Annotated in this window: 19 protein-coding genes; 12 read left to right on the top strand and 7 right to left on the bottom strand. The window is 70.5% G+C overall.

Annotation, left to right across the window (positions count from 1 at the left end; all coding sequences use genetic code 11):
• Window positions 1-23: 23 nt before the first annotated feature.
• Together LZ198_RS26425 and LZ198_RS26430 are read right to left on the bottom strand one after the other, a co-directional pair.
• The gene (locus LZ198_RS26425; RefSeq protein WP_253974832.1) at window positions 24-506 is read right to left on the bottom strand and encodes a hypothetical protein; all 483 of its coding nucleotides are present in this window, start codon (window positions 504-506) and stop codon (window positions 24-26) included.
• 29 nt (window positions 507-535) lie between these two features.
• Window positions 536-1255, bottom strand: a complete 720-nt coding sequence (locus tag LZ198_RS26430; protein WP_253974833.1) for a DUF6585 family protein — start codon at window positions 1253-1255, stop codon at window positions 536-538.
• A gap of 497 nt (window positions 1256-1752) precedes the next feature.
• On the opposite strand from LZ198_RS26430, the gene LZ198_RS26435 reads away from it, so the two are divergent.
• From LZ198_RS26435 to LZ198_RS26445, 3 genes are read left to right on the top strand one after another with little or no spacing between them, the layout of a single operon-like run.
• Window positions 1753-2508: a tetratricopeptide repeat protein gene (locus LZ198_RS26435; RefSeq protein ID WP_253974834.1), complete on the top strand. Its 756-nt coding sequence runs from the start codon at window positions 1753-1755 to the stop codon at window positions 2506-2508.
• Complete coding sequence (locus LZ198_RS26440) at window positions 2505-3176, top strand: ferritin-like domain-containing protein (protein ID WP_253974835.1); 672 nt, start codon at window positions 2505-2507, stop codon at window positions 3174-3176. Before LZ198_RS26435 ends, LZ198_RS26440 begins: the two co-directional genes overlap by 4 nt.
• 18 nt (window positions 3177-3194) lie before the next feature.
• Window positions 3195-4376, top strand: a complete 1182-nt coding sequence (locus LZ198_RS26445) for a nucleotidyltransferase family protein (protein ID WP_253974836.1) — start codon at window positions 3195-3197, stop codon at window positions 4374-4376.
• Window positions 4377-4379: 3 nt separating this feature from the next.
• On the opposite strand, the gene LZ198_RS26450 is transcribed toward LZ198_RS26445, so the two are convergent.
• Window positions 4380-5351, bottom strand: coding sequence for a hypothetical protein (locus tag LZ198_RS26450; protein ID WP_253974837.1), 972 nt, complete (start codon window positions 5349-5351; stop codon window positions 4380-4382).
• A 92-nt stretch (window positions 5352-5443) separates the two neighbouring features.
• On the opposite strand from LZ198_RS26450, the gene LZ198_RS26455 reads away from it, so the two are divergent.
• The 4 genes from LZ198_RS26455 (at window position 5444) to LZ198_RS26470 (ending at window position 8752) form a co-directional block, all read left to right on the top strand.
• On the top strand, window positions 5444-5662 hold the full coding sequence (locus LZ198_RS26455) for a hypothetical protein (protein WP_253974838.1): 219 nt from the start codon (window positions 5444-5446) through the stop codon (window positions 5660-5662).
• Window positions 5663-5672: 10 nt separating this feature from the next.
• Complete coding sequence (locus LZ198_RS26460; RefSeq protein ID WP_253974839.1) at window positions 5673-7085, top strand: amidase; 1413 nt, start codon at window positions 5673-5675, stop codon at window positions 7083-7085.
• Window positions 7086-7231: 146 nt separating this feature from the next.
• On the top strand, window positions 7232-7447 hold the full coding sequence (locus tag LZ198_RS26465; RefSeq protein ID WP_253974840.1) for a hypothetical protein: 216 nt from the start codon (window positions 7232-7234) through the stop codon (window positions 7445-7447).
• A gap of 120 nt (window positions 7448-7567) precedes the next feature.
• A complete protein-coding gene (locus LZ198_RS26470; protein WP_253974841.1) occupies window positions 7568-8752 on the top strand; it encodes a tRNA lysidine(34) synthetase in 1185 nt (394 codons plus the stop codon).
• Window positions 8753-8761: 9 nt separating this feature from the next.
• On the opposite strand, the gene LZ198_RS26475 is transcribed toward LZ198_RS26470, so the two are convergent.
• The 4 genes from LZ198_RS26475 to eno are packed head-to-tail and all read right to left on the bottom strand — an operon-like array spanning window position 8762 to window position 14304.
• Entirely contained in the window at window positions 8762-10534 is a 1773-nt protein-coding gene (locus tag LZ198_RS26475; protein ID WP_253974842.1) for a DUF4910 domain-containing protein, read from the bottom strand.
• Between the two features lie 8 nt (window positions 10535-10542).
• Window positions 10543-11910 carry an LLM class flavin-dependent oxidoreductase gene (locus LZ198_RS26480; RefSeq protein ID WP_253974843.1) on the bottom strand — a complete coding sequence of 456 codons (1368 nt, stop codon included), beginning with the start codon at window positions 11908-11910 and terminating at the stop codon, window positions 10543-10545.
• A 15-nt stretch (window positions 11911-11925) separates the two neighbouring features.
• On the bottom strand, window positions 11926-13002 hold the full coding sequence (locus LZ198_RS26485) for an aminotransferase class I/II-fold pyridoxal phosphate-dependent enzyme (protein ID WP_253974844.1): 1077 nt from the start codon (window positions 13000-13002) through the stop codon (window positions 11926-11928).
• Window positions 13003-13020: 18 nt separating this feature from the next.
• Window positions 13021-14304, bottom strand: coding sequence for a phosphopyruvate hydratase (gene eno, locus LZ198_RS26490; RefSeq protein WP_253974845.1), 1284 nt, complete (start codon window positions 14302-14304; stop codon window positions 13021-13023).
• A gap of 315 nt (window positions 14305-14619) precedes the next feature.
• Here eno and LZ198_RS26495 point away from each other — a divergent pair, with 315 nt between their 5' ends.
• The 5 genes from LZ198_RS26495 to LZ198_RS26515 are packed head-to-tail and all read left to right on the top strand — an operon-like array spanning window position 14620 to window position 20467.
• Entirely contained in the window at window positions 14620-14829 is a 210-nt protein-coding gene (locus tag LZ198_RS26495; protein WP_253974846.1) for a hypothetical protein, read from the top strand.
• A gap of 4 nt (window positions 14830-14833) precedes the next feature.
• Window positions 14834-16261 (top strand): amidase, encoded by a 1428-nt coding sequence (locus tag LZ198_RS26500; RefSeq protein ID WP_253974847.1) that lies wholly within the window; start codon window positions 14834-14836, stop codon window positions 16259-16261.
• Window positions 16258-18306, top strand: coding sequence for an FAD/NAD(P)-binding protein (locus tag LZ198_RS26505; protein ID WP_253974848.1), 2049 nt, complete (start codon window positions 16258-16260; stop codon window positions 18304-18306). Before LZ198_RS26500 ends, LZ198_RS26505 begins: the two co-directional genes overlap by 4 nt.
• Complete coding sequence (locus tag LZ198_RS26510; RefSeq protein ID WP_253974849.1) at window positions 18290-19342, top strand: alkaline phosphatase family protein; 1053 nt, start codon at window positions 18290-18292, stop codon at window positions 19340-19342. The genes LZ198_RS26505 and LZ198_RS26510 overlap by 17 nt, the downstream gene beginning before the upstream one ends.
• Before the next feature lie 30 nt (window positions 19343-19372).
• Window positions 19373-20467, top strand: coding sequence for an aminotransferase class I/II-fold pyridoxal phosphate-dependent enzyme (locus tag LZ198_RS26515; RefSeq protein ID WP_253974850.1), 1095 nt, complete (start codon window positions 19373-19375; stop codon window positions 20465-20467).
• Window positions 20468-20471 lie beyond the last annotated feature (4 nt).

Genomic DNA, 20471 nt, shown 5'->3' on the forward strand with positions numbered 1-20471 from the left:
TCCCCCTTCTGCCTCCTACAGGTTCAGCGCGCGTACCGGCTGTAGTGGTCGCAGATCTCCAGATACTCGTCGCTGCCGACCTCCAGCGCGGACACGCGCACGTGCTTGCGCTTGGGCTTCGCCAGGGTCGTCTTGATCTCGATGGCCCGGTAGACCGGGATGCCCACGTAGGACTGGTCGAGGTAGGTGTTCGCCGTCATGTCCTCCCAGTGGATGAGGACCCCGTCGTCGAACTGGATGCCCTCACGGCTGATGACGAGCACCGGCTTGTCCAGGCGCGTCAGGCCCCGGATGCAGTTGTAGAGCATCCACAACGCGAGCAGGGTGAAGACAGCCCCGGCGGCCATCGCGCCGGTGGCCGACCCCGCGCGGGAGGTCAGCGTCCCGAAGAAGGCCGACGCCAGGATCCAGATGATGACCCCGAGGATGAGCCGGGTGCGCGAGTAGAAGATTTGACGGGGCTTTTCAGCCTTCGTCTTGGACTGAGCAGAGCTGTAGATTTCCATGATGTCACTTCTGTGATTGCAAAAGGCTGTCAGCCGGCAAGACGGTCCGACAGGTAGGCCAGCAGGACTGGCGCATTGACGATCTTGCTTTCGTCAATCTTCCGGATCTTCCCACCCGCATCGATGATCAGCTCACGTGTCGCCACGCCCTGATCGTGCTCGTTCTGGAGGCGGATGCTCTCGATGTCTTCCCAGCGCATGAGCTTGCGCTTGTAGGTCAAGCCCTCGGAGCTGAGCGTCAGCGGGCCGAAGGTCGGCGCCTCGCCCGCGGCCACCTCCGCGCTCACCCGGCGCAGCATCGGCGGGACGACGCGCTCCAGCACCACCTCGTGCAGCCGCTCCGAGTCACGCCACATGTTGAGCCGGAGCTTGTACGCCCCCGAGCGGTGCCGCAGCACGACCCGGTCGTGGTTGTACTGCTCGACGATCTCCGTGATGTCCCGCCACGCGATGCGCGTGCGCCCTACCTGGAACCCCGACACGTCCCACTCGAGCACACGCGGAGACACCATCCAGGCGAACATGTCGCTGGCCCGCCACGCCAACAGGTAGATCCCACAGGGAATCCCCAGCAGGAGGATGACGGGGGCCGCGTGGAAGCGGAGGAACGCGACGATGAAACCACGAGGCATGAGGTAGATGCCCGCGGGCGCGAGCAGCACCGACACCACCAGATGGATGAGCGTCACCCCACCGATGAACCAGTACACCGCGGCCGTGGGGAAGATGAGCGGATGAGTGCGCTTCACGGTGCCTCCGGGGCGGGCCGGAACTCGGCTGGAGCCGGGGCACCAACGCCTCAGCGAAAACGTTTCGCGTGTATAAACGACCGCTCGTTCTTTCTCCAAACTGATTCGCTCATCAAGCACGCGAGCCCCCACGACACCACGCTCGCGCCAATCCCTGAGACTGCGCATTTCACGGATTGAAAACAAACCCTGCCGCGTTGTCTGTTTTTACGAGACCAGGCTCGCTTGCTTTCTGAGACTGAAACAACCAGCTCTCACCCACCGAGAGGACATGTTCGGGACGCCGGGCGTGGGGCGGCGTGCGACCAGCGCGGGGATGCCGTGAACCGCGCACGGGGCTCCATTGACGGGCGCTGTCACAGGGGACACCCGCCCCTCTCAGACGTGGCCCTAGTGAATCTCTTGAATTCCGGCTTCCGCTTGACGAAGGAGCTGTGCTCCCCCTAACCTCGGTTTCCTCATCAATTCGCGCAAAGCGAGAGAGAGGGAAGCGGCTCATGGGTTCGACGAATGCCTCCGCAGCGCCCTGGTTGGTGGAAGTCTCGCAGAAGATCTCCGCCCATCTGCTTCAGTCCCTCCAGTCCGACGCGCCGTTGCTCGGCGAGCTCTCCAGCGGCAAGGGCGCGCTGGCACGTGGCCGGACGCTGTCGCTGGCGGCGTACAACCAGGAGTCCATCACCAGCTATCAGGACGCGCTGAAGCTGGACCCCTCGCTGTACGAGGCGCGGGCGCGCCTGACGGTGCTGCAGATCCGCACCGGGCAGAAGGAGGCGGCGCTCGAGTCCGCCAAGCGGCTGGTGGAGCAGAAGCCCACCTTCGAGCTGCTGGAGATGACGTCGGACGAGCGCATCAACGCCTATACCCTGCTGGGCAACGCGCTGCTGCTCAACGGCCTCGTCAACGAGTCCATCCAGGCCTATCTCTCCGCGCTGCGCTTCAGCGTCACGGAGACGACCGCCGCGGCGCGGCTGGCGCAGGTGTACATCGCCACCGGCAAGGGCGAGGAGGCCCTCAAGCTGGCGGACACGTTCGCCAACAACCCGCGCTTCGCCGAGTTCTCCGCCCACCTGCAGTTGGTGCGCAACGGCCAGGCGCAACTGCCGTTCATCGACCTGTCCACCATCGAGCTGGACGTCCACGGCCGCCCGCTGTCCATGGTCGAGGAGGGCGCCCGCCTGGCGCCGATCGTCCACGGCGACTCCGCCTGGTGCGCCGACGTCTCGGACGTCCTCGCGAGCGACACGCGCCCGTGACTCCGGAAGAGCGCGCGCTGATTGGCCAGCGGTGGGTGGAGCAGGGCCTGGGTGAGCACGCCTCCGTGGCGGCGTTCGCCCGGTTCGTGCTCCACCTCATGAAGCTGGCGGCCCCTCCCGAGCTGCTCCTCGCCGCCATCAAGGCGATGGAGGAGGAGGTGCATCACGCGCGCTTCTGCTTCGGCATCGCGTCGCGCTTCACGGGCGTGCCCGTGGGCCCCGGCGAGATGTCCATGGAGAGCGTCCTCGACGCCTCCGACGAGCCCGCCGCCATCCTCGAGGCCTCCATCATCGAGGGCTGCGTCAACGAGACCATCGCCGCGAAGTGCGCGGAGGTCGCGCTCGAGCGCACCACGGACGAGGGCATCCGCCGGGTGCTCACCCGCATCGTCGAGGAGGAGGGACGGCACGCCGACCTCTCCTGGCGCTTCACGGAGTGGATGCTCAGCCGACACCCGTCGCTGCTGCCCCTGGCGCAGACCGCCTTCGGGCGGGCCCTGGGGATTCCGCCCGCGAAGGACGTCCCGGACGAGCCCGTCATCATGGAGCAGTACGGCCACCTGACCGCCCGCTCACGGGCGCAGGTCCGGCAGGCCATGCTCCAGGACGTCATCGCCCCGCGCGCCATCGCGCTCGTGGGCACCCACGGCCTCGCCGCGGCCATCTGAGCCCCCGGGGACCGCGACGTGGACCTCGCCGAGTTCCTGGCCCGCCGCAAGGTCACCCTCGAGGCCATCACCGCCCGCGCCCGCGAGGCCCTCCGCCTGACGGACGGGGACGTGCTGTTCGTCTGCGGCTCGCTCGTCGAGGGGTTGGGCAACGAGACGTCGGACATCGACCTGTACCTGGTCACCTCGCGCACGGACATCACCTTCACGTCGCTGCGTGACGTGGCCTTCGCCGTGGGCCCCATCGTCTGCGACGTGCGGGTGCTCGACGGGGAGGCCCTGGAGCGGCTGCTCTCGGCCTTCGAGCAGTGGGAGCGGCAGCCCCGCCAGCCGCGCGCGGCCACCGGCCTGACGGAGGACGACCGCAAGCTGCTGCACCGGTTGCGCACCGGGAAGGCGCTCCACGGCGACGAGGAGCTGGCGCGCTACCAGGCCCGCGTCCCCCCATCCCATCTCGCGCGTCACAAGCTGGACTGGGCCCGCTACCAGGCCAACACGCTGCAGATCGACCTCGCCGGTCTCAACGGCGTCAGCGACTGGGTCAGCATGCTCTTCGTCGCCCAGGAGCTGCTCGGCCACGCGGTGGACGGCCTCCTGGCGGGCCACGGCTTCACCAACCCGACGCGGAAGTGGCGCGCCCGCCTCCTGGAGGCGCTGCCCGCGGGTTGGGAGCAGGACCTCCCCGGCTGCCCATCGGGGCTGTCGGCCCAGGCGCGATACCTGGCGCTGCATCAGTCCCCTCCCCTTCCGACGGCGCAGGACACCACCCGGTCCACCCACCGCATCCTGGCCTTCGCGCGCGCCGCCTTCGCGTGGGCCGAACAGCGCCTCCTCGCGCCCGCGTTGCCTCCCGCCGCGAGCGTGGAGACGCGCGCCGAGGGCGGTGAGGCGCTGCCCGCCCTCGACTTCGACGTGACGGTGCGCTTCCGGGAGGAGCGCTACGAACTGCTGAGGCTCAACGCGGGCGCCCCGCCCCTCCAGCTCACCGCGCAGGCGTGGTCCGTGTTGAGCCTGTTCGACGGTGAGACGCCCCACGCCCAGGCGCTGCTGCAGGCCGAGCGGGTCTGGGGGAAGGACGAGGGCGCGCGAAACCTGGAGAGCCTCCTGGGGACGGTGCGCTACTCCAAGTTGAACGCGCGGCCCCCCATCGACGTGCAGGGCATCCGCGCGCTGCTCCAGGCCGCCAGCGCCCGCTCCTGAGGTTCAGCCCGCCTCGGGGACGAGCCGGGCCCGGCCCTCGAGCCACCCCGCCAGGCCTCCCCGGTCGAAGTTGATGAGCTGCGCGTGCCCGACGTCGTCGTAGTCGATGGCCGCCGTGGCGACCGACACGATGTCCCAGGTGTCACAACCGAGCCCCGCGCACAGCACGTGGAAGTCCTCCCAGTCGACCTTGCCCGCCTCGCGGAAGCGCGCGTGCTGGGCCTCGAGCCGCTCGCGCGTCTGCCCTCCGGCCCGCTCCAGGATGCGCGCCCAGGCCCGCTCCGGAACGAAGTCGGACGTCGGCGCGCGCGCCTCGAGCGCCGCCAACGCCGCGCGGCAGCCCGCCGTGGCATCGCCGGAGAACCCCGCGAGGATGTCCTGGAAGAAGCCCCGCCGCGTGGGGCGGTCGAAATAGATGCCGGGCTCGCGAAGCACGTCCGCGGGTTCGTCCGTGGTGTGCACGAAGGTGATCATCCGGTTCGGCGCGGACACCACGGAGCGCAGCGTCCCGGGCGCGCGCGCCTCCGGGGCCGCGGCGCCCTTGCGCTTCTTCAGCCGGACCGAGCCCGGCAACTCCAGCGGCGATGTGTCGTCCCGCAGGACCACCAACACCGTGGGCAGCGCGCAGAAGGCGAGCGTCGAGACGTCGATCTTGTCCAGCGTCGACGCGTTCCACTGATAGCGCCACACCTCGCGGGTGATGGGCCGCGTGAAGGCGAAGGGCCGGAAGTGGATGGGCGTGAAGCCATTGTCCGCCAGGAACCGCAGCGTGCCCTCCACGCGGCGGCCCACCAGCGCCTCCGGCTTGAACACCAACAGGGTGATGCGTTGGAGGATGGGCAGCAGCCGCTCGCCCAGCACGACGCGCGCGTCCCAGAGGCTCTCCCGGAAGTAGGTCTCCAACGCGTAGGCGGCGCGCTTCTCGTCCAGGGACGACAGGTGGCTCCACTCGATGTCGCGAGAGCTTCGGTCCATGACGCCCCTGGTCTACCCGCCACGGGCGCACTCCGCAATCCACGGGAGTTCAGACACCACGTGATACGCTCGATTCCAGGACAGGAGCGGAGATGGACACGGAAGGCCCCGAGGCAGACACCCCGCTCGAGCGCGAGCTCGACCTGTTGATGCGCCGTCAGGGCCTCCAGGTGCCCACGGCCTACAAGGCGGGTGTGCTCGCCGGCTACGAGGACCTGCGGCGGATGACGGCGCACCTGCGGCAGCCCCGGGACGCGGAGAGCGAGCCCGCGAACGTGTTCCAGTTGGACGCCCTCCTGCGCGGACGGTGACGGGGAGCGGATGAAGCCACTTCACGAGCTGTCCATCGCCGAGGCCGGCGCGCTGCTGCGCTCCGGCCAGCTCTCCTCCGGGGCCCTCACGGAGCACGCCCTGGCGCGCATCGCGTCCATCGACGAGCAGGTGCGCGCCTTCATCCTCGTCACGCGCGAGCGCGCCTTGGAGGACGCGCACCGCGCCGACCTGGAGCTGCGGGCCGGTGTCGACCGGGGCCCGCTGCACGGCATCCCCTACGCGCTGAAGGACATCTTCGACACCGCGGGCATCCGGACGACGTGCCACTCCAAGCTGAGACAGGACCACGTCCCCACGGAGGACGCCTTCGTGGAGGGACGGCTCAAGGCCGGCGGCGCGGTGCTCCTGGGCAAGCTCGCCACCCACGAGTTCGCGCTCGGGGGGCCGAGCTTCGACCTCCCCTTCCCGCCCGCGCGCAACCCGTGGAACCTGGAGCACTTCACGGGCGGCTCGTCCTCGGGCAGCGCGGCCGCCGTCGCGGCGGGCCTGCTGCGCTTCGCGATGGGCTCGGACACCAGCGGCTCCATCCGGGGCCCCGCGTGCTTCTGTGGGACGGTCGGCTTCAAGCCCACCTATGGCCGCGTCTCGCGTCGAGGCACCTTCCCGCTCTCCTACGCGCTGGACCACTGTGGGCCGCTCACCTGGACGGTGGAGGACGCCGCGCTCGCGCTTCAGGTCGTCGCGGGACACGACGCCCTCGACCCGGGCAGCGCCGACGTGCCCGTACCCGACTACACCTCGAACCTCCACGCCGGCGTACACGGCCTGCGCTTCGCCTATCCCCGTCACCACTTCGCCGAGGCCGAGGGCACCTCCCCGGAGGTCATCGCCGCGCTCGACGCCGCCGCCCGGAAGCTGACGGAGCTCGGCGCCACCGTCGAGGAGGTGCGGCTGCCCGACTTCCGCCTCTTCAGCGCCTGCGGCCGCGTCATCATGATCGCCGAGGGCTACGCCATCCACGAGCGCGACCTCCGGGAGCGTCCGCTCGACTTCGCGCGCTACACCTACCAGCGCCTCATCCTCGGGGCCACGCTCTCCGCCGCCGACCTCACCCAGGCCTTCCGACTCCGCCGCGAGCTCACCGTGGCGCTCAACGCGGGCGTCCTGAAACACCACGACGCCCTGCTCACCGCGACCGGCGTGGGGCCCGCGCCGCACCTCGACGCCTTCCCCGCCGACTGGCCCTTGAAGATGCCCATGCAGACAATCCCCTACAATGTGACAGGGAATCCCGCCCTCACCCTGCCAGCGGGTTTCTCCTCGACGGGGTTGCCTTTGGGGCTCCAGTTCGTGGGGCGCATCTTCGACGAGCCCACCGTGCTGCGCGCCGGCGTCGCGCTCGAAGGCGCGCTGGGCGTGCGCGACAGACGCCCCGGTCTCGCGCGGACGGCCCACGCCTGACGCGCGCGACCCGAATCCCTCGCGGAGCATTTCCTGAGTGGTGCCGGAGTGCCGGTTTTGCACGTTGACCATCAGACGGGGTGCCCGCTATGGTTTCAGGGTTGTCGTGGTTTCCACCCGACGTTCGACAGAGAGTAGGGGCTGAGATGAGCCAGCAGAAAGAGAGTGTCGAGGTCCGGAACAACTTCAATCTGAAGAACGTGTCCGTCGAGCTGGTGCCCGCTGGCGAGCGTCGTGCCGCGGCGACCTTCATCGCGGTGGCGGACCTCGAGGCGATGCGCACCCAGCGCCGCGCCATCCCGGCCTCCAAGCACGGGCTGGAGACCATCTGCGGCGCGAGCTGCGACACGGGCGCCCAGTAGTCCTCCAGGGAGCCGCCGAGCGAGGGCGGCCTCCTGTCTCTTCCGAAGTCCCGCTGCGCCCGTGAGGCGTGTGAGAGCAAGCACAGGCAGATGAGTCCCGGTCCTCGAACCTCCCCTGCCGTGTCGCTCGTGACGTCCCACGGGCGTCAGTCGCTCAGTTGGAATGGTGACGAGCGACTCATCGACCTGCTCAATCGACACCAGGTCCCCTGGTCGGCGTTGACCGTCTACGTGGTGCCCAGGTCAGGCGGCGCGCCCACCATCCGGCCCTGCCTCGACCAGACCGCCGGCGACCTCCAGGACGCGGCGGAGCTGCTGCTCTACTTCAACCGCAACGTGAATCCGTTCCTGTTCTCGCTCACCCAGGCCATGACCGTGGCCAGCGCGGAGCCGGAGCGGCAGGCCACCGAGTACTTCTACCAGCGCCTGGACAACGCCAGCTCGACGGCGGAGTCCTTCCTGAAGAAGCTCAGCCCGGACGAGTGCCGCTCCGTCATCGCGGCGCGGGTGGCGGAGACGGTGCGCGAGCACCTCCCCGCGAACTCGCACCTGGTCGTCGGCGTCAGCGGCGGCGGCGACAGCAACGCCCTGCTCTACGCGCTCACGCAGTTGAAGGACCACGGCCTCACCCTCCACCCCGTCATCATCAAGGGGATTCCGGACTGGGACGCGGGTGTTCCGCGCGCGCAGGAGCTGTGCAGGACGTACGGCCTCGAGCTGACGGTGATGGAGGAGCTGGACGTCAAGGAGCTGCTCGGCATCCCCCGCGACTCGGCGTCGCTCATCGACCGGTTCCAGAAGGAGTTCGAGGGCGACGACTTCGAGTTCCTCGGCACGCTGCTGGTGCGGCTGGCGCTCTTCGAGAAGGCCCAGGAGATGGGCACCCGCTTCGTCTGCACCGGCCTGAACCTGGAGGACGTCGTCACGGAGGCCATGTTCCGCGTCTCCACCGGCCTCAAGCCCGCGCCCTTCCCCGCGCGCGTCATCGGAGACATGACGCTGGTCATGCCGCTGTGGCTGTGCCCCAAGCGCATCATCGACGGGTGCTTCCCCAAGTACTCGCTGGAGAACTACGACGCGCGCTACCCGTGCTTCTCGCTCGGGCGGAACCTCTACTACAGCGTCGTCTACACCCTCCAATCGCAGTACCCGGGCTTCCTCGAGCAGATGGCGCGAGGCATGTCCGAGCTGAGCCTGAAGGACCCGGTGACGTACTCGCTGGACGAGCAACTCGGCTTCCACGTCGAGCGCTTCGTCCCCTTCCCCCTGCGCCGCCGCTTCCAGCGCATGGTGGGCCGGGGCTGAGCGACTCCGTCAGCCCTCCGTCACCCAGCCGGACTCCAACAGCAGGTCCACGAGCCGCCGCGCGACGCCCTCCTCGATGGGCCGTCGCAGCGCCAGGGAGGTCTCGTCGACGACGTCCTCGCGCGCCCGGCTCCCATCCGCGCGGATGGCGAAGTTGAGGAGCAGCGCGAGGTTCTGTTTGTCCGCGGCAATCACGCGCGTCAGCTCCGCGCGACGCTCCGCGGAGAGGTCGGCGGCCATGGCGCGCGCGTTGAATGGCCCGTCCCAGCGGCGACGGAGCACGGGCCCTCGCGCGGGAGGACGGGGGGCCTCGACGTGCGGCTTCCGCAGCGCCGAGTGGGTGCGCTCGACATGGCGGAGCAGGCGCTGGCTCCAGGCCCCCGCCTCGACCGCGTCGAACCGCCGCGCGACCTGACGCGCCATCGACAGCTCGCGCGAGCACCAGTCCTGGACGAGCTGCTCCACCTGCCCCGCGGGCAGGGCGCCCGGGTCCGCCATCAGCTCCGCGAGCGCGGCGGCGGCCACCGTCGTGCGCGACATCTCCAGGGGGGACACCTTGTCGAGCGTATCCGCGGCCGAATGGTTGAAGCGGTCCGGCGCATGGCACAGCTGGACCGCCGGGGACGCGGTGCTCGGGTCGGCGAAGAGCGCGTGGTCGGAGAAGCCCGCGAAGGGGATGGCCTGCCACGCACCTGGGTGGGAGGCCGTCTGAGAGAACACCTCGCCCACGACCTCCTCTGCGAAGGGGACGAGCAGCGACGGGCGGAAGTCCGGACCGCGCTCGAGCAGGAAGGGACTGCCACACAGCGCCTGGTCCTCCCCCGCCATGTCGACGTTGATGACCGCCGAGGGAAGCCCCCGCGCCCCTCGCGACGCCAGGTGCGCGTGGAGGAACGCGGCCACGCCCAGGAACTCGGGCCCCCAGAGGAACCGGATGCTCGCGGCCGGAGACCGGGCTCGGGCCCCACGCAGCAAGGAGGCCACGCCCAGGAGCGCGGCCACGCCCGAGGCATTGTCGTTGGCCCCGGGCCGGGGATGGCACAGGTGCGCGGTGAGCCACACCTCGCCCGCGCCCTGCTCTCCCGGGAGCACTGCCGACACGACGGGCATCGTCGCGGAGCGGTCCACGGCGAGGTGCACCCGCGCCTCCGCGCCCGCGTCGAGCACGGGGCGCACGGCGCCGAGCTGTCGCGACGTCAGGCTGAAGGCGAACAGGCGCGAGTGGGGCTCCAACTCGATGCGCCCGGGGTGCTCCTCTCCAGGAACTCCGGTGCGAGCAGGCGCGTCCGTGATGAAGCCCAGCGCCCCGAGCCGCTCGAGCTCCGCCGCGAGGTCTCCCCGGGACAGCGCGCCCCGCCCCACGACCGCGACGGCGCCCCGCACGTCGACGTCTCCCGGCGCGCCGTCGACCCGAACCAGCCGCGCGGAGAGCCCTCCGGGGGGCGTCGGCGCGGAGTAGGTCGCCACCGAGAAGGGCTGGAGCGCGTGGTCGACCTGGAGCACGGACCGTCCTTCCGCCCACACCTCCAACCGCGCCACCACGGGTGTCCACGAGACCGGCGCCCGAAAGGACCACCAGCGCGCGGCACCGTCCGCCGGGAAGCGGGAGAGCGTCACGTCCGAGAGCCCCAGACGCCGGGCGATGTCGGCCACCTCGCCCGCGGCGTCGCCGATGCCCCGCGAGGCCTGATAGCGGTCATGTTCGGCGACGCGGGCGAGATGCCCCATCACGTCGTCGATGGGGAGGTCGCGCAGCAGGCGGGAGACACGCTCTCTCACCATGGACGCGCCTACCCCGCCACCGCGCTCGGCCCGCTGGCGCGACGCGAGACGTGCTCGGGGCGGCGCAAGCCCAGGTGCTCGCGCAAGGTGCGGCCCTCGTAGCGGGTGCGGAAGAGGCCTCGGCGCTGGAGCTCCGGAATCACCAGCGCGACGAAGGCGTCGAGCCCCCCCGGCAGATAGGGCGCCATCACGTTGAAGCCGTCCGCCGCGCCGGCGCGGAACCAGGCCTCCATCTCGTCGGCGATGCGCTCCGGCGTGCCCACCAGCTGCCAGTGGCCCCGCGAGCCCGCGATGTCGAGGTAGAGCTGGCGGATGGTGAGCTGCTTGCGCCGCGCCTCCTCGACGATGAGGTTCTGCCGGCTCCAGCTCCCATGCACCTGCGGCACCTCCGGGAGCGGTCCGTCCAGCGGGTGGGCCGCGAGGTCCACGCCGGGCAGGAGGCCGTTGAGCAGCGACAACCCCACCACCGGATCGATGAGGGACTGGAGTTGCTCGTACCGGGCCTCCGCCTCCGCTTGCGTGCGCCCCACGAAGGGAAAGATGCCGGGCATCACCTTCATGTCCTCGGGCGAGCGCCCCCGCTTCGCCGCCCGCGCCTTCACGTCCGCGGAGAAGGCCTTCGCGCCCGCCAGGGTCGGCTGCGCGGTGAACACCACCTCGCCAATCTCCGCCGCCAGCTCACGCCCCACGTCGGACGAGCCGGACTGGACGAGCACCGGGTGGCCCTGCGGGGTGCGCGGGACGTTGAGCGGTCCCCGGACGGAGAACTCCTCGCCCTGGTGGTGGAGCACGTGCAGCTTCTCCGGGTCGAAGTAGAGCCCCCGGTCCTTGTCGCGAAGGAAGGCGTCGTCCTCCCAGCTGTCCCACAACCCCTTCACCACGCCCGCGAACTCACGCGCCCGCTCGTAGCGCTCGCCATGCGCCGGGTGCGCGTCGAGCCCGAAGTTGTGCGCCTCGTCGCCGTTGGAGGACGTGACGAGGTTCCACCCCGCGCGCCCGCCGCTGATGAAGTCGAGCGACGCGAACTTGCGCGCCAGGTGGTACGGCTCGTTGTAGGTGGACGTCGCGCTCGCCACCAGGCCGATGCGCTCCGTGACGACCGCGAGCGCCGACAACAGCGTCAGCGGCTCGAACTGGGCGACGTAGCGGATGGCCGTCCGGCTCAGCGCGGGGAGGTCCGTGCCGCGCACGGCCGCGCTGTCCGCCAGGAAGAGGAAGTCGAAGAGGCCGCGCTCGGCGGTGCGCGCCAGCTCCGCGAAGTGGGCGAAGTTGACGCCCGCGTCCGCGGGGACGTCGGGGTGGCGCCAGGCGGCGACGTGGTAGCCCGTCGGATACAAGAACGCCGCGAGCTTCATCCCCGCGTCTGCGCGGCCCATCTCCGCCTCCCTCGTTCAGGCCCGCCGCGCCTCCTCCAGCCGCTCGCGCAACAGGTCCATCCGTTCCGCGCTCAGCGGCGCGCTCAACCGGTACGCATGGGCCACGTCCCGCGTGGCCACCGCCCAGTAGGGGTGGAGCTTACCGCGAATCCTCTGACGTTCCAGGAAGCCCTGACTGTCCGTCGCATCGTGCCGGAGGAACAGATAGGGCAGGTACTGGCTCGCGGGGCGCACGTCGGCGATGCCGGCGGCCTCCAACAGGCGGCGCGTCTCCGCCTTGTGCTCGACGATGCGCCCACGCAGGGACGTCGCGACGTCGCCGGACCGCAGCACCTCCCGTCCCACGCGCAGCGACAGGGACGAGGCCAGCAAGGGAGGCACCACCGTGCGCAGGCGCGCCGTCAGCTCCGGCGCCGCGAGGCAGTACGCCAGCCGCAGCCCGCCCAGTTGATAGGCCTTGGAGAACCCCCGGATGACCACGAGGTTGTCCACGTCCGGCAGGAGGTTCGCCGCGCTGAACCCCGGCGGGTAGTAGTTCGCGTTGGACTCGTCGATGGCCACCACCGCCCCATGGCGCGCCGCATGGGCACAGAGCGTGGAGATGGCGCCCAGGTCCGCGAAGCGATCTCCGAGCAGGCTCGGGCGCTCCAGGAACACGAGCGAGGCCCCCGTCGGGTCGATGGCCCCTTCGTCCGCAGCGGCGCGCGGCGCGGTCCGCTGGGAGAGCCAGAACGGCAGGTCCGGATAGCAGTCACCGGCGATGAGCACGGGGCGGGCCTCCGTGAGCAGCGCCAGGGCGTGCAGCAGCGAGACGACACCCGCGCCGCACGTCACCTGGGCGGACCACCCTTCCCTGCCGAAATACGCCGCCACCGCGGGCCCCAGGACCGCGTCGCCGTAGGGGTCCTTCACGAAGTAGCGGTTGACGTAGGACAGCCCCTCGCGGGCCTCGGCCTCCAGCTCGCGGGTGACGAGCGCGTCGAGGTCCGTCGAGAGCCACCGGCGCTCGTCCAGGGTCCAGGCCAGATTCAACAGCCCGGGGCCGTCCTCGAGACTGGGGACGGCCCCGTAGAGGCTGACGGCGAGAGGCATCCGACCGCCCGTCAGGCCTCAGGACTGCGTGCGCAGCGCGGAGCGCCCGGCGTAACGGGCCTGCTTGCCCAGCTCCTGCTCGATGCGGATGAGCTGGTTGTACTTCGCGGTGCGGTCCGAGCGGGACAGCGAGCCGGTCTTGATCTGCCCGCAGTTGGTCGCGACGGCGAGGTCCGCGATGGTCGAGTCCTCGGTCTCACCCGAGCGGTGGGACATGACGACGGTGTAGGCGGCGCGGTTCGCCGTATCGCAGGCGGAGAGCACCTCCGTCAGCGTGCCGATCTGGTTGACCTTCACCAGGATGGAGTTGGCGATGCCCCGCTTGATGCCGTCCACCAGGCGCGCCGTGTTGGTGACGAAGAGGTCGTCGCCCACCAACTGCACCTTGCGCCCGATGCGGTCCGTCAGCAGCTTCCAGCCCACCAGGTCGTCCTCGGCGAGGCCGTCCTCGATGGAGACGATGGGGTACTTGGAGACGAGGCTCTCGAGGTACTTCACGTGCTCCTCGATGGAGCGCTTCTTCTTCTCGCCCTCGTAGTCGTAGACGCCGTCCTTGTAGAACTCGCTCGCGGCCGGGTCCAGCGCCAGGCTGATGTCCTCGCCGGGGCGGAAGCCCGCCTTCTCGATGGAGCGCATGATGAAGTCCAGCGCCTCCTCGGCGGAGCTCAGGTTCGGGGCGAAGCCACCCTCGTCACCGACGTTGGTGCTGTGACCGGCGTCCGCCAGCCCCTTCTTCAGCGTGTGGAAGACCTCGGAGCCCATGCGGACCGCCTCGGCCAGCGACGGGGCGCCGACGGGCATGATCATGAACTCCTGGAAGTCGATGGCGTTGTCCGCGTGCACGCCGCCGTTGATGATGTTCATCATCGGCACCGGCAGCACGTGCGAGTACGCCCCGCCCACGTAGCGATACAGCGGCAGCCCGCGCGCGGTGGCCGCGGCCTTCGCCGCCGCCAGCGACACGCCGAGGATGGCGTTGGCGCCGAGCCGCTTCTTGTTCGGCGTGCCATCGAGGGCGATCATCTTCTCGTCGAGCTCGATCTGCGACTCGGCGTTCATCCCGCGGACGGCGCCGGCGATCTCGTCATTGACGGCGGCGACGGCCTTGCGGACACCCTTGCCCAGGTAGCGCGACTTGTCACCGTCACGCAGCTCCACGGCCTCATGCGTGCCGACCGACGCGCCCGAGGGCACCGCCGCGCGACCGCGGATGCCGTTCTCCAGGGTGACGTCGACTTCGACAGTGGGGTTGCCGCGGCTATCGAGAATCTCACGGCCTACGACACCGACGATTGTGGTCATGCGGGCTACGTAGCGAAGCGGTCCCAGTGCGTCAAGCAACGAGTCCCAGGGCGGGAACCCCCTGTCCGCCGTCCCACAACGCCTCGGGTCGTGAGCGAGGAATCGACCTCCGGACCCGAGTGCCACGTCACCCGGCGTGGTCGTCCACGACCACGTCGGCGGCGGGACGACCTGGAGGTCCATGAGACGCCCCACGTCATGTCTGTGAATGGCTCGGGTCTCTCCCGCTGTTCTGGTCCATCGCGTTGATCAGGCTTCCTCCGTCCCCTATCATGCGGGCGCTGCACGTCATCCTCACTGTCGCGGGAGGTCGTGGTGGGCACCGAGCCCGGGAAGGCGCACGAGCACGAGTTCGACGCCGTGATGGCGCGGTGCGGCCACGACGTCCCCGCCGACCTGCGACCTGGCGCGCTGGCGGTGTATCTGGAGCTGACGCGCATGGCCGCGCGGCTGCGCCAGCCACGGGCCGCCGAGAGCGAGCCCTCCAACGTGTTCAACGTGCGGGCCCTGTTGCGAGACCGGTGAACACGTGACCTCGCCGCCCCTGCACACCCTCTCCATCGCGGAGGCAGGCGTCGCGCTGCGCGCTGGACGGCTCACGGCCCAGGCGCTCACCGAGCACGCGCTCGCGCGCATCGCCACGCACGACGACACGCTGCGCGCGTTCATCCGCGTGACGGCCGCGCGCGCGAGGGAGGACGCCGCGCGCGCGGACCAGGAGCTGCGCGCGGGCCTGGACCGGGGCCCGCTCCACGGCATCCCGTATGGGCTGAAGGACATCTTCGACGTCGCGGGCATCCCCACGACCTGCAACTCGCGGCTCCGGCTGGACCACGTCCCCGCCGTCGACTCGGAGGTCGAGGCGCGGCTGAAGGCGGGCGGCGCGGTGCTGCTCGGCAAGCTGACGACCCACGAGTTCGCGCTGGGCGGCCCCGGGTTCGACCTGCCTTTTCCACCCGCGCGCAACCCGTGGAACCCGGCGCACTTCACGGGAGGGTCGTCCTCCGGGAGCGGCTCGGCGGTGGCGGCGGGACTCCTGCGCGTGGCGCTCGGCAGCGATACGGGAGGCTCCATCCGTTCGCCCGCCACGCACTGTGGCGTGGTGGGGTTGAAGCCCACGTACGGGCGCGTCTCCCGGCGCGGGGTGTTCCCGCTCTCCTTCGCGTTGGACCACTGCGGCCCGCTGACGTGGAGCGTGGAGGACGCCGCGCTCGTGCTGGGTGTCATCGCGGGCTACGACCCGCTCGACCCCAGCAGCGTCGAGGCCCCGGCGGAGCGCTACACGGAGGACCTGGGCCAGGACCTCCATGGCCTGCGGCTCGGGTATGCGCGGCGACTCTTCAGCGACATCTCCGGAGTCTCGCCCGAGGTCCTCGCGGCGATGGACGCCTCCGCCCAGACGCTGGCGAAGCTGGGCGCCGTCGTCGAGGAGGTCGTGCTCCCGGACTTCGAGCTGTTCAAGGCGTGTGGGCGCATCATCATGACGGTGGAGGCCTACGCCATCCACGAGCAGGACCTGAAGACGCGCCCCCGCGACTTCGGCCGCTACACCTATCAACGCGTCACCCCCGCCGCCGCCCTCACCGCGGCGGACCTGACGCAGGCCTTCCGTCTGCGCCAGGAGCTGACGGTGCAACTGAATCGGGAGGTGCTCTCGCGGTACGACGCGCTGCTCACCACCACGGCGCTCACGTCGGCCCCCCGGCTGGACGAGTTCCCCCACGACTGGCCTCCCCCCTCCCTGGCCGTGGCCGTGCAAACCGTGCCCTTCAACGTCACCGGCAACCCCGCGCTCGTGGTCCCCGCGGGCTTCTTCTCGAACGGACTTCCCCTGGGGATGCAGCTCGTCGGCAGGCCCTTCGACGAACGGACCCTCTTCCGCGTCGGCGCCGCCTTCGAGGCCCGGGTCGGAGTGACACACCGGAGACCTCCGCTGGAAGGCGGGCGCGCGTCGTGAGTGGCCCCCACGTGGTCATCGTCGGTGGCGGGCCCTTCTGCACGTATGCCCTGGAACGACTCGCCGCGCTGCTGCCGGCGCTGGACCTCTCCTCGGGGCTGACGCTGTCCATCTTCGAGCGGACGGGCCACTTCGGCGCGGGCGCGACCCACAGCGATGCGCAGGTCCCCACGAGCTACATGAACCGCGTGGCCAGCCAGATTGGCTTCGCGGCGGACGAGTCCAGCGCGGATGCGCCGCGCCTGCTCCCCCGGGAGCTGCGGCCCACCTTCACCGAGTGGGCCGACGCGAAGTACCAGGCCACGGGAGACCGGCGCTTCCTGTTCCATCCGGTGGAGGTCCCTCCGCGCTACCTGCACGGCGAAGCCCTGCGGGAGCGGTTCGATGGCTACGTGGCATGGCTGCGCGAGCTGCCGAACGTGACGGTGGACCTCCATGCCGCCGAGGTCACCGACATCGCGCGCGAGGACTCCGGTGGCTTCCGCGTCCACGCGGGAGACGTCTCCCTCCACGCCACGCACGTCCTGCTCGTCACGGGACACTCCAACAACCATCCCGCCCCCGGCTCGCTGGAAGAGACACTGGCGGCCCATGCGCACCAGACGCCCCCCGCGCGTCACGTCCCCTTCGCCTACCCCCTGGATGCCCAGGTCTCGGAGGAGACGGTGCCGCCGGGCAGCACGGTGGGCGTGCTGGGAATGGGGCTGACGGCCATCGACGTCCTCCTGCACCTGACGGAGGGCCGCGGCGGGACGTTCGTGCGCGAGCCCTCCCTCGGCGCCGCGCCCGTCCTCCGGTACCTCCCGAGCGGACGGGAGCCCGCGGCCATCGTCGCCGTGAGCCCCAGCGGCATGTTCACGACGTGCCGGCCCTACAACGCGAAGGCGGTGGATGGCTCGGGGCGGGGCCACGGCGCGCTGCAACACACGGGGGTCTTCCTCACGAGCGCCGCCGTGGACACGCTCCGGGAGAACGTGGGCCAGCGGTGCCGCGTGCAAGGCACCGAGGTGCGTCAGCTCGACTTCGAGCGACATGTCTTCCCGCTCGTCGTCCTGGAGATGGCGTACGTCTACTCCACCACCCTCCTCGGAGCGCACCTCGGGCCGACACTGCGCGGCGCGGCCGAGGCGCGCTACCGCGAGTTCCTGCGCGAGGGGTGCCTCCATCGGGACGACGGCATCGAGGCCCTGCTCGCACCGCTCCAGGCCTGCCTCGACGGGCTCGGGGAGGCGCGTCCAGCCCAGCGCTTCGACTGGCGTGCCTGGTTCCACCCCCTCGGCGAGCCGACCTCGATTCCCGGGGACGTCTGGCGCGAGCAGCTCATCGCGTTCATGCGGCGGGACCACGAGGCCGCGGCGAAGGGCAACCTGCGCGACCCCACCAAGGCGGCCTGTGACGGCGTCTGGCGGGACTTGCGCGCCATCTACTCCCAGGTGGTGGACTTCGGCGGACTCACCGCCGCGTCCCACCGGCGCTTCGTCGAGGTCTACTGGCGCTACTACATCCGGATGTCGAACGGCGCCGGGCTCGAGGCCATGAGCAAGGTGCTGGCGCTCGTCGAGGCGGGACGGGTGGACGTCTCCATCGGCCCCAGGCCCATCGTCGAGCCGCTTCCCGGTCGCCCCTCGTTCCGCATCCGAGGACCCGTGACGGGGACGCGACGCGACGTCGGCGTGCTCGTCGAGGGCAAGGCCCATCCGTTCGACGCGGAGCGGGACATGGGCCCGCTCTATCCGAACCTCCTCCGACGGGGCCTCGTGCGCCGGTGGCGCAACCCGGGAGCCGTGGCCTCGGAGGACTTCATCCCTGGAGGACTCGACGTATCGACGGCCTTCCATCCCCTGCAGGCGGATGGACGCCCCGAGCCACGGCTCACCATCCTGGGCGCCTCCATCGAAGGGGTCGCGTTCTTCCAGCTCAGCGCGGCACGCCCCCAATCGAACAGCTCCATCCTCAACACCATCGCCCGGTGGGCGAACGAGCTGGTCGAGGACCTCTCCAGCGCCCTCGTCGTGGAGCGCGACGTCCATGTCCCTCCCCGATAGCGCGCCCTCCATCACGACCTTCCGGGGTCGGCTCCGGGAGCTGCTGGCGCGAGAGGGACTCGAGGGCCCCCGGCGGGATGTCGTCATCCTGGCGGTCGACGGCATTCCGTTCGAGCTGGCCCTGACGTCCTGGCGCGGCGCGCGCATCACCCCGATGCGCTCGGTCTTCCCCACGACCTCGTCCACCGCGTGGTTGAGCAGCCTCACCGGCTTGGACGTGGGGAGCCATGGCATCCCCGGGGTCGTCTTCCAGGGGCCGGGCGGAGGGACCCTCAACGTCTTCCAGCATCAGGGCCCCCTCCACATCCCGGAGACGGGCAACATCTTCAGCGACGCGAACGCGCTGGGATACCGCGCCCTCGCGGTGATGGGGGACTGGGAGCCGTTCGACTGCACGTGGCGTGACGCCTTGCTGCGCCATGCCCATCCGGTGCGAGGCCACCGCTTCTACACCGCGCCCTCGCGAGCCGCCCCCACGGAGCTGGGACAGGCGGTGCTGCGCGCGGTGTCGGACTGCCTCGACACCCCGTCTGACGGACCGAGGCTCGTGTGGTGTTTCATCGACGCGGACCAGCACATCCACCACGCGGGATACGACGAGCCCCTGGTGCGATTCCTGGAGTGCCTCGACGACGTCGCGCGCCAGCTCACGGCCCGAGGGGCGCTCGTCCTGGCGCACTCGGATCACGGCCTCACCCTCACCCACCACCGGCCCGAACTGGAGCGACTGATGGAGCAGCTCCAGGCCGAGCATGACTGCGTGCTCGGGGGCGCGGGACGCACGCGCTGGTTCCACGTCCACCCGGCCCGGGAGGACCGGCTCGTCGGCGCCCTGGAGCGCGCCCTGCCCTCCACCGTCCGCGTGGTCCCGGCCGACACCGTCTTCGACGCCGGTTCGCTCGCGCTGGAGCGCGTGGGCCGCGTCGTCCTCATCGCGGACGGAGACGAGTTCATGACCTTCTTGGGTCACCGCTTCGAGCACGGCTCCACGACGCAGGTGGAGCTGAGCGTCCCCCTGGCCCGATGGCTGGAGTGAGCCCACCCCATTCCCCGTGGAGGGTGTCCGATGGCGCTGGCGATTTCCTCCTACGCGAAGCTGCGGACCCTCCAGGATGACGGGGGCCTCCTCAACCTCGCGTGGACGCTGGACGAGCGGGAGTTCCTCACCGTGGATACGGCCGAGGTCATCCGCCGCGAGCTGCTGGACGAGGCGAACGAGCCGCGCTTCGTGAACAGCTACTTCGTCCAGGACCCCTATGGCGAGGCATGCCTCGGCCCCTCCATCGACGGCCACTTCGCGCGCGCGCACGAGGACCGCGGCGTCACGTGTGGCGCCGGGGTCAGCGGCCTGCTGCACGCGCTCGCGAAGCTGACCGGACACGGGCCCGCCTACGTCATCGGCGACGTGTATCCCGACTTCCCTCACTGGGTGGGCCAGTTGGAGGCGCGCTGCGTGTCGCGCCAGGACGGACGCCCCGGGGTCGACCACGTCGGCAACGTACGCGCCATGGGGGCCACGCTGGTGCTGGTGGACCACCCCGCGCTGGTGGGCGAGGACCTGGACCTGGAGCAACTGCGGGAGCTGAGCGACGGCGTCGCGCCCCAGGGCGCCGTGGTGCTGGTGGACGAGTCCTACGCGAACTACCACCCACCCTCGTTCAGCGCCATCAACCTGGTGCCCCAGGTGGAGAACCTCGCCGTGCTGCGCGGTGTCTCCAAGGCCTACTGGCTGGGCGCGCTGCGCCTGGGTTACTGCGTGGCGTCACGGAGGTTGAGCGAGCGGATCCGTGCCGTCACGCCGCCGCTGCAGGCCTCGTCGCTCTCCCTGCGCTTCGCGCGGGCGGTCCTCGACCAGGGCGACATCACGGGCCCCTTGCGCGAACGCGTGCGCAGCGCCAAGGCGGAGATGTTGGCGGCCTTCTCGTCCGCGGGCCTCACGGCGCGCTGGACCTCGCGCGAATGCCTGCCCTACGTCTTCTGCGACGAGGGTGACGTGGAGACACGTCGCGACCTGGAGCGCCGTGGCATCATCGGCAAGCTCCAGCCCTTCTGGGGCGAGGCCTCACACGCGGTGACCCACCGGTACCGCTTGAGCGTTCCACTGAATCAGACACGCATGGCGCTGCTGCGCCAGAAGATGGGAGCTGGACATGCGAGGTAGGGCG

The organism is Myxococcus dinghuensis, from assembly GCF_024198235.1.
GTDB lineage: Bacteria > Myxococcota > Myxococcia > Myxococcales > Myxococcaceae > Myxococcus > Myxococcus dinghuensis.

Excerpts from the sequence above, each read along its gene's own strand:
- LZ198_RS26425 (WP_253974832.1), bottom strand. The coding sequence starts at position 506 with ATGGAAATCTACAGCTCTGCTCAGTCCAAGACGAAGGCTGAAAAGCCC.
- LZ198_RS26435 (WP_253974834.1), top strand. The coding sequence starts at position 1,753 with ATGGGTTCGACGAATGCCTCCGCAGCGCCCTGGTTGGTGGAAGTCTCG.
- LZ198_RS26450 (WP_253974837.1), bottom strand. The coding sequence starts at position 5,351 with ATGGACCGAAGCTCTCGCGACATCGAGTGGAGCCACCTGTCGTCCCTG.
- LZ198_RS26455 (WP_253974838.1), top strand. The coding sequence starts at position 5,444 with ATGGACACGGAAGGCCCCGAGGCAGACACCCCGCTCGAGCGCGAGCTC.
- LZ198_RS26460 (WP_253974839.1), top strand. The coding sequence starts at position 5,673 with ATGAAGCCACTTCACGAGCTGTCCATCGCCGAGGCCGGCGCGCTGCTG.
- LZ198_RS26465 (WP_253974840.1), top strand. The coding sequence starts at position 7,232 with ATGAGCCAGCAGAAAGAGAGTGTCGAGGTCCGGAACAACTTCAATCTG.
- LZ198_RS26475 (WP_253974842.1), bottom strand. The coding sequence starts at position 10,534 with ATGGTGAGAGAGCGTGTCTCCCGCCTGCTGCGCGACCTCCCCATCGAC.
- LZ198_RS26480 (WP_253974843.1), bottom strand. The coding sequence starts at position 11,910 with ATGGGCCGCGCAGACGCGGGGATGAAGCTCGCGGCGTTCTTGTATCCG.
- LZ198_RS26485 (WP_253974844.1), bottom strand. The coding sequence starts at position 13,002 with ATGCCTCTCGCCGTCAGCCTCTACGGGGCCGTCCCCAGTCTCGAGGAC.
- eno (WP_253974845.1), bottom strand. The coding sequence starts at position 14,304 with ATGACCACAATCGTCGGTGTCGTAGGCCGTGAGATTCTCGATAGCCGC.
- LZ198_RS26510 (WP_253974849.1), top strand. The coding sequence starts at position 18,290 with ATGTCCCTCCCCGATAGCGCGCCCTCCATCACGACCTTCCGGGGTCGG.
- LZ198_RS26515 (WP_253974850.1), top strand. The coding sequence starts at position 19,373 with ATGGCGCTGGCGATTTCCTCCTACGCGAAGCTGCGGACCCTCCAGGAT.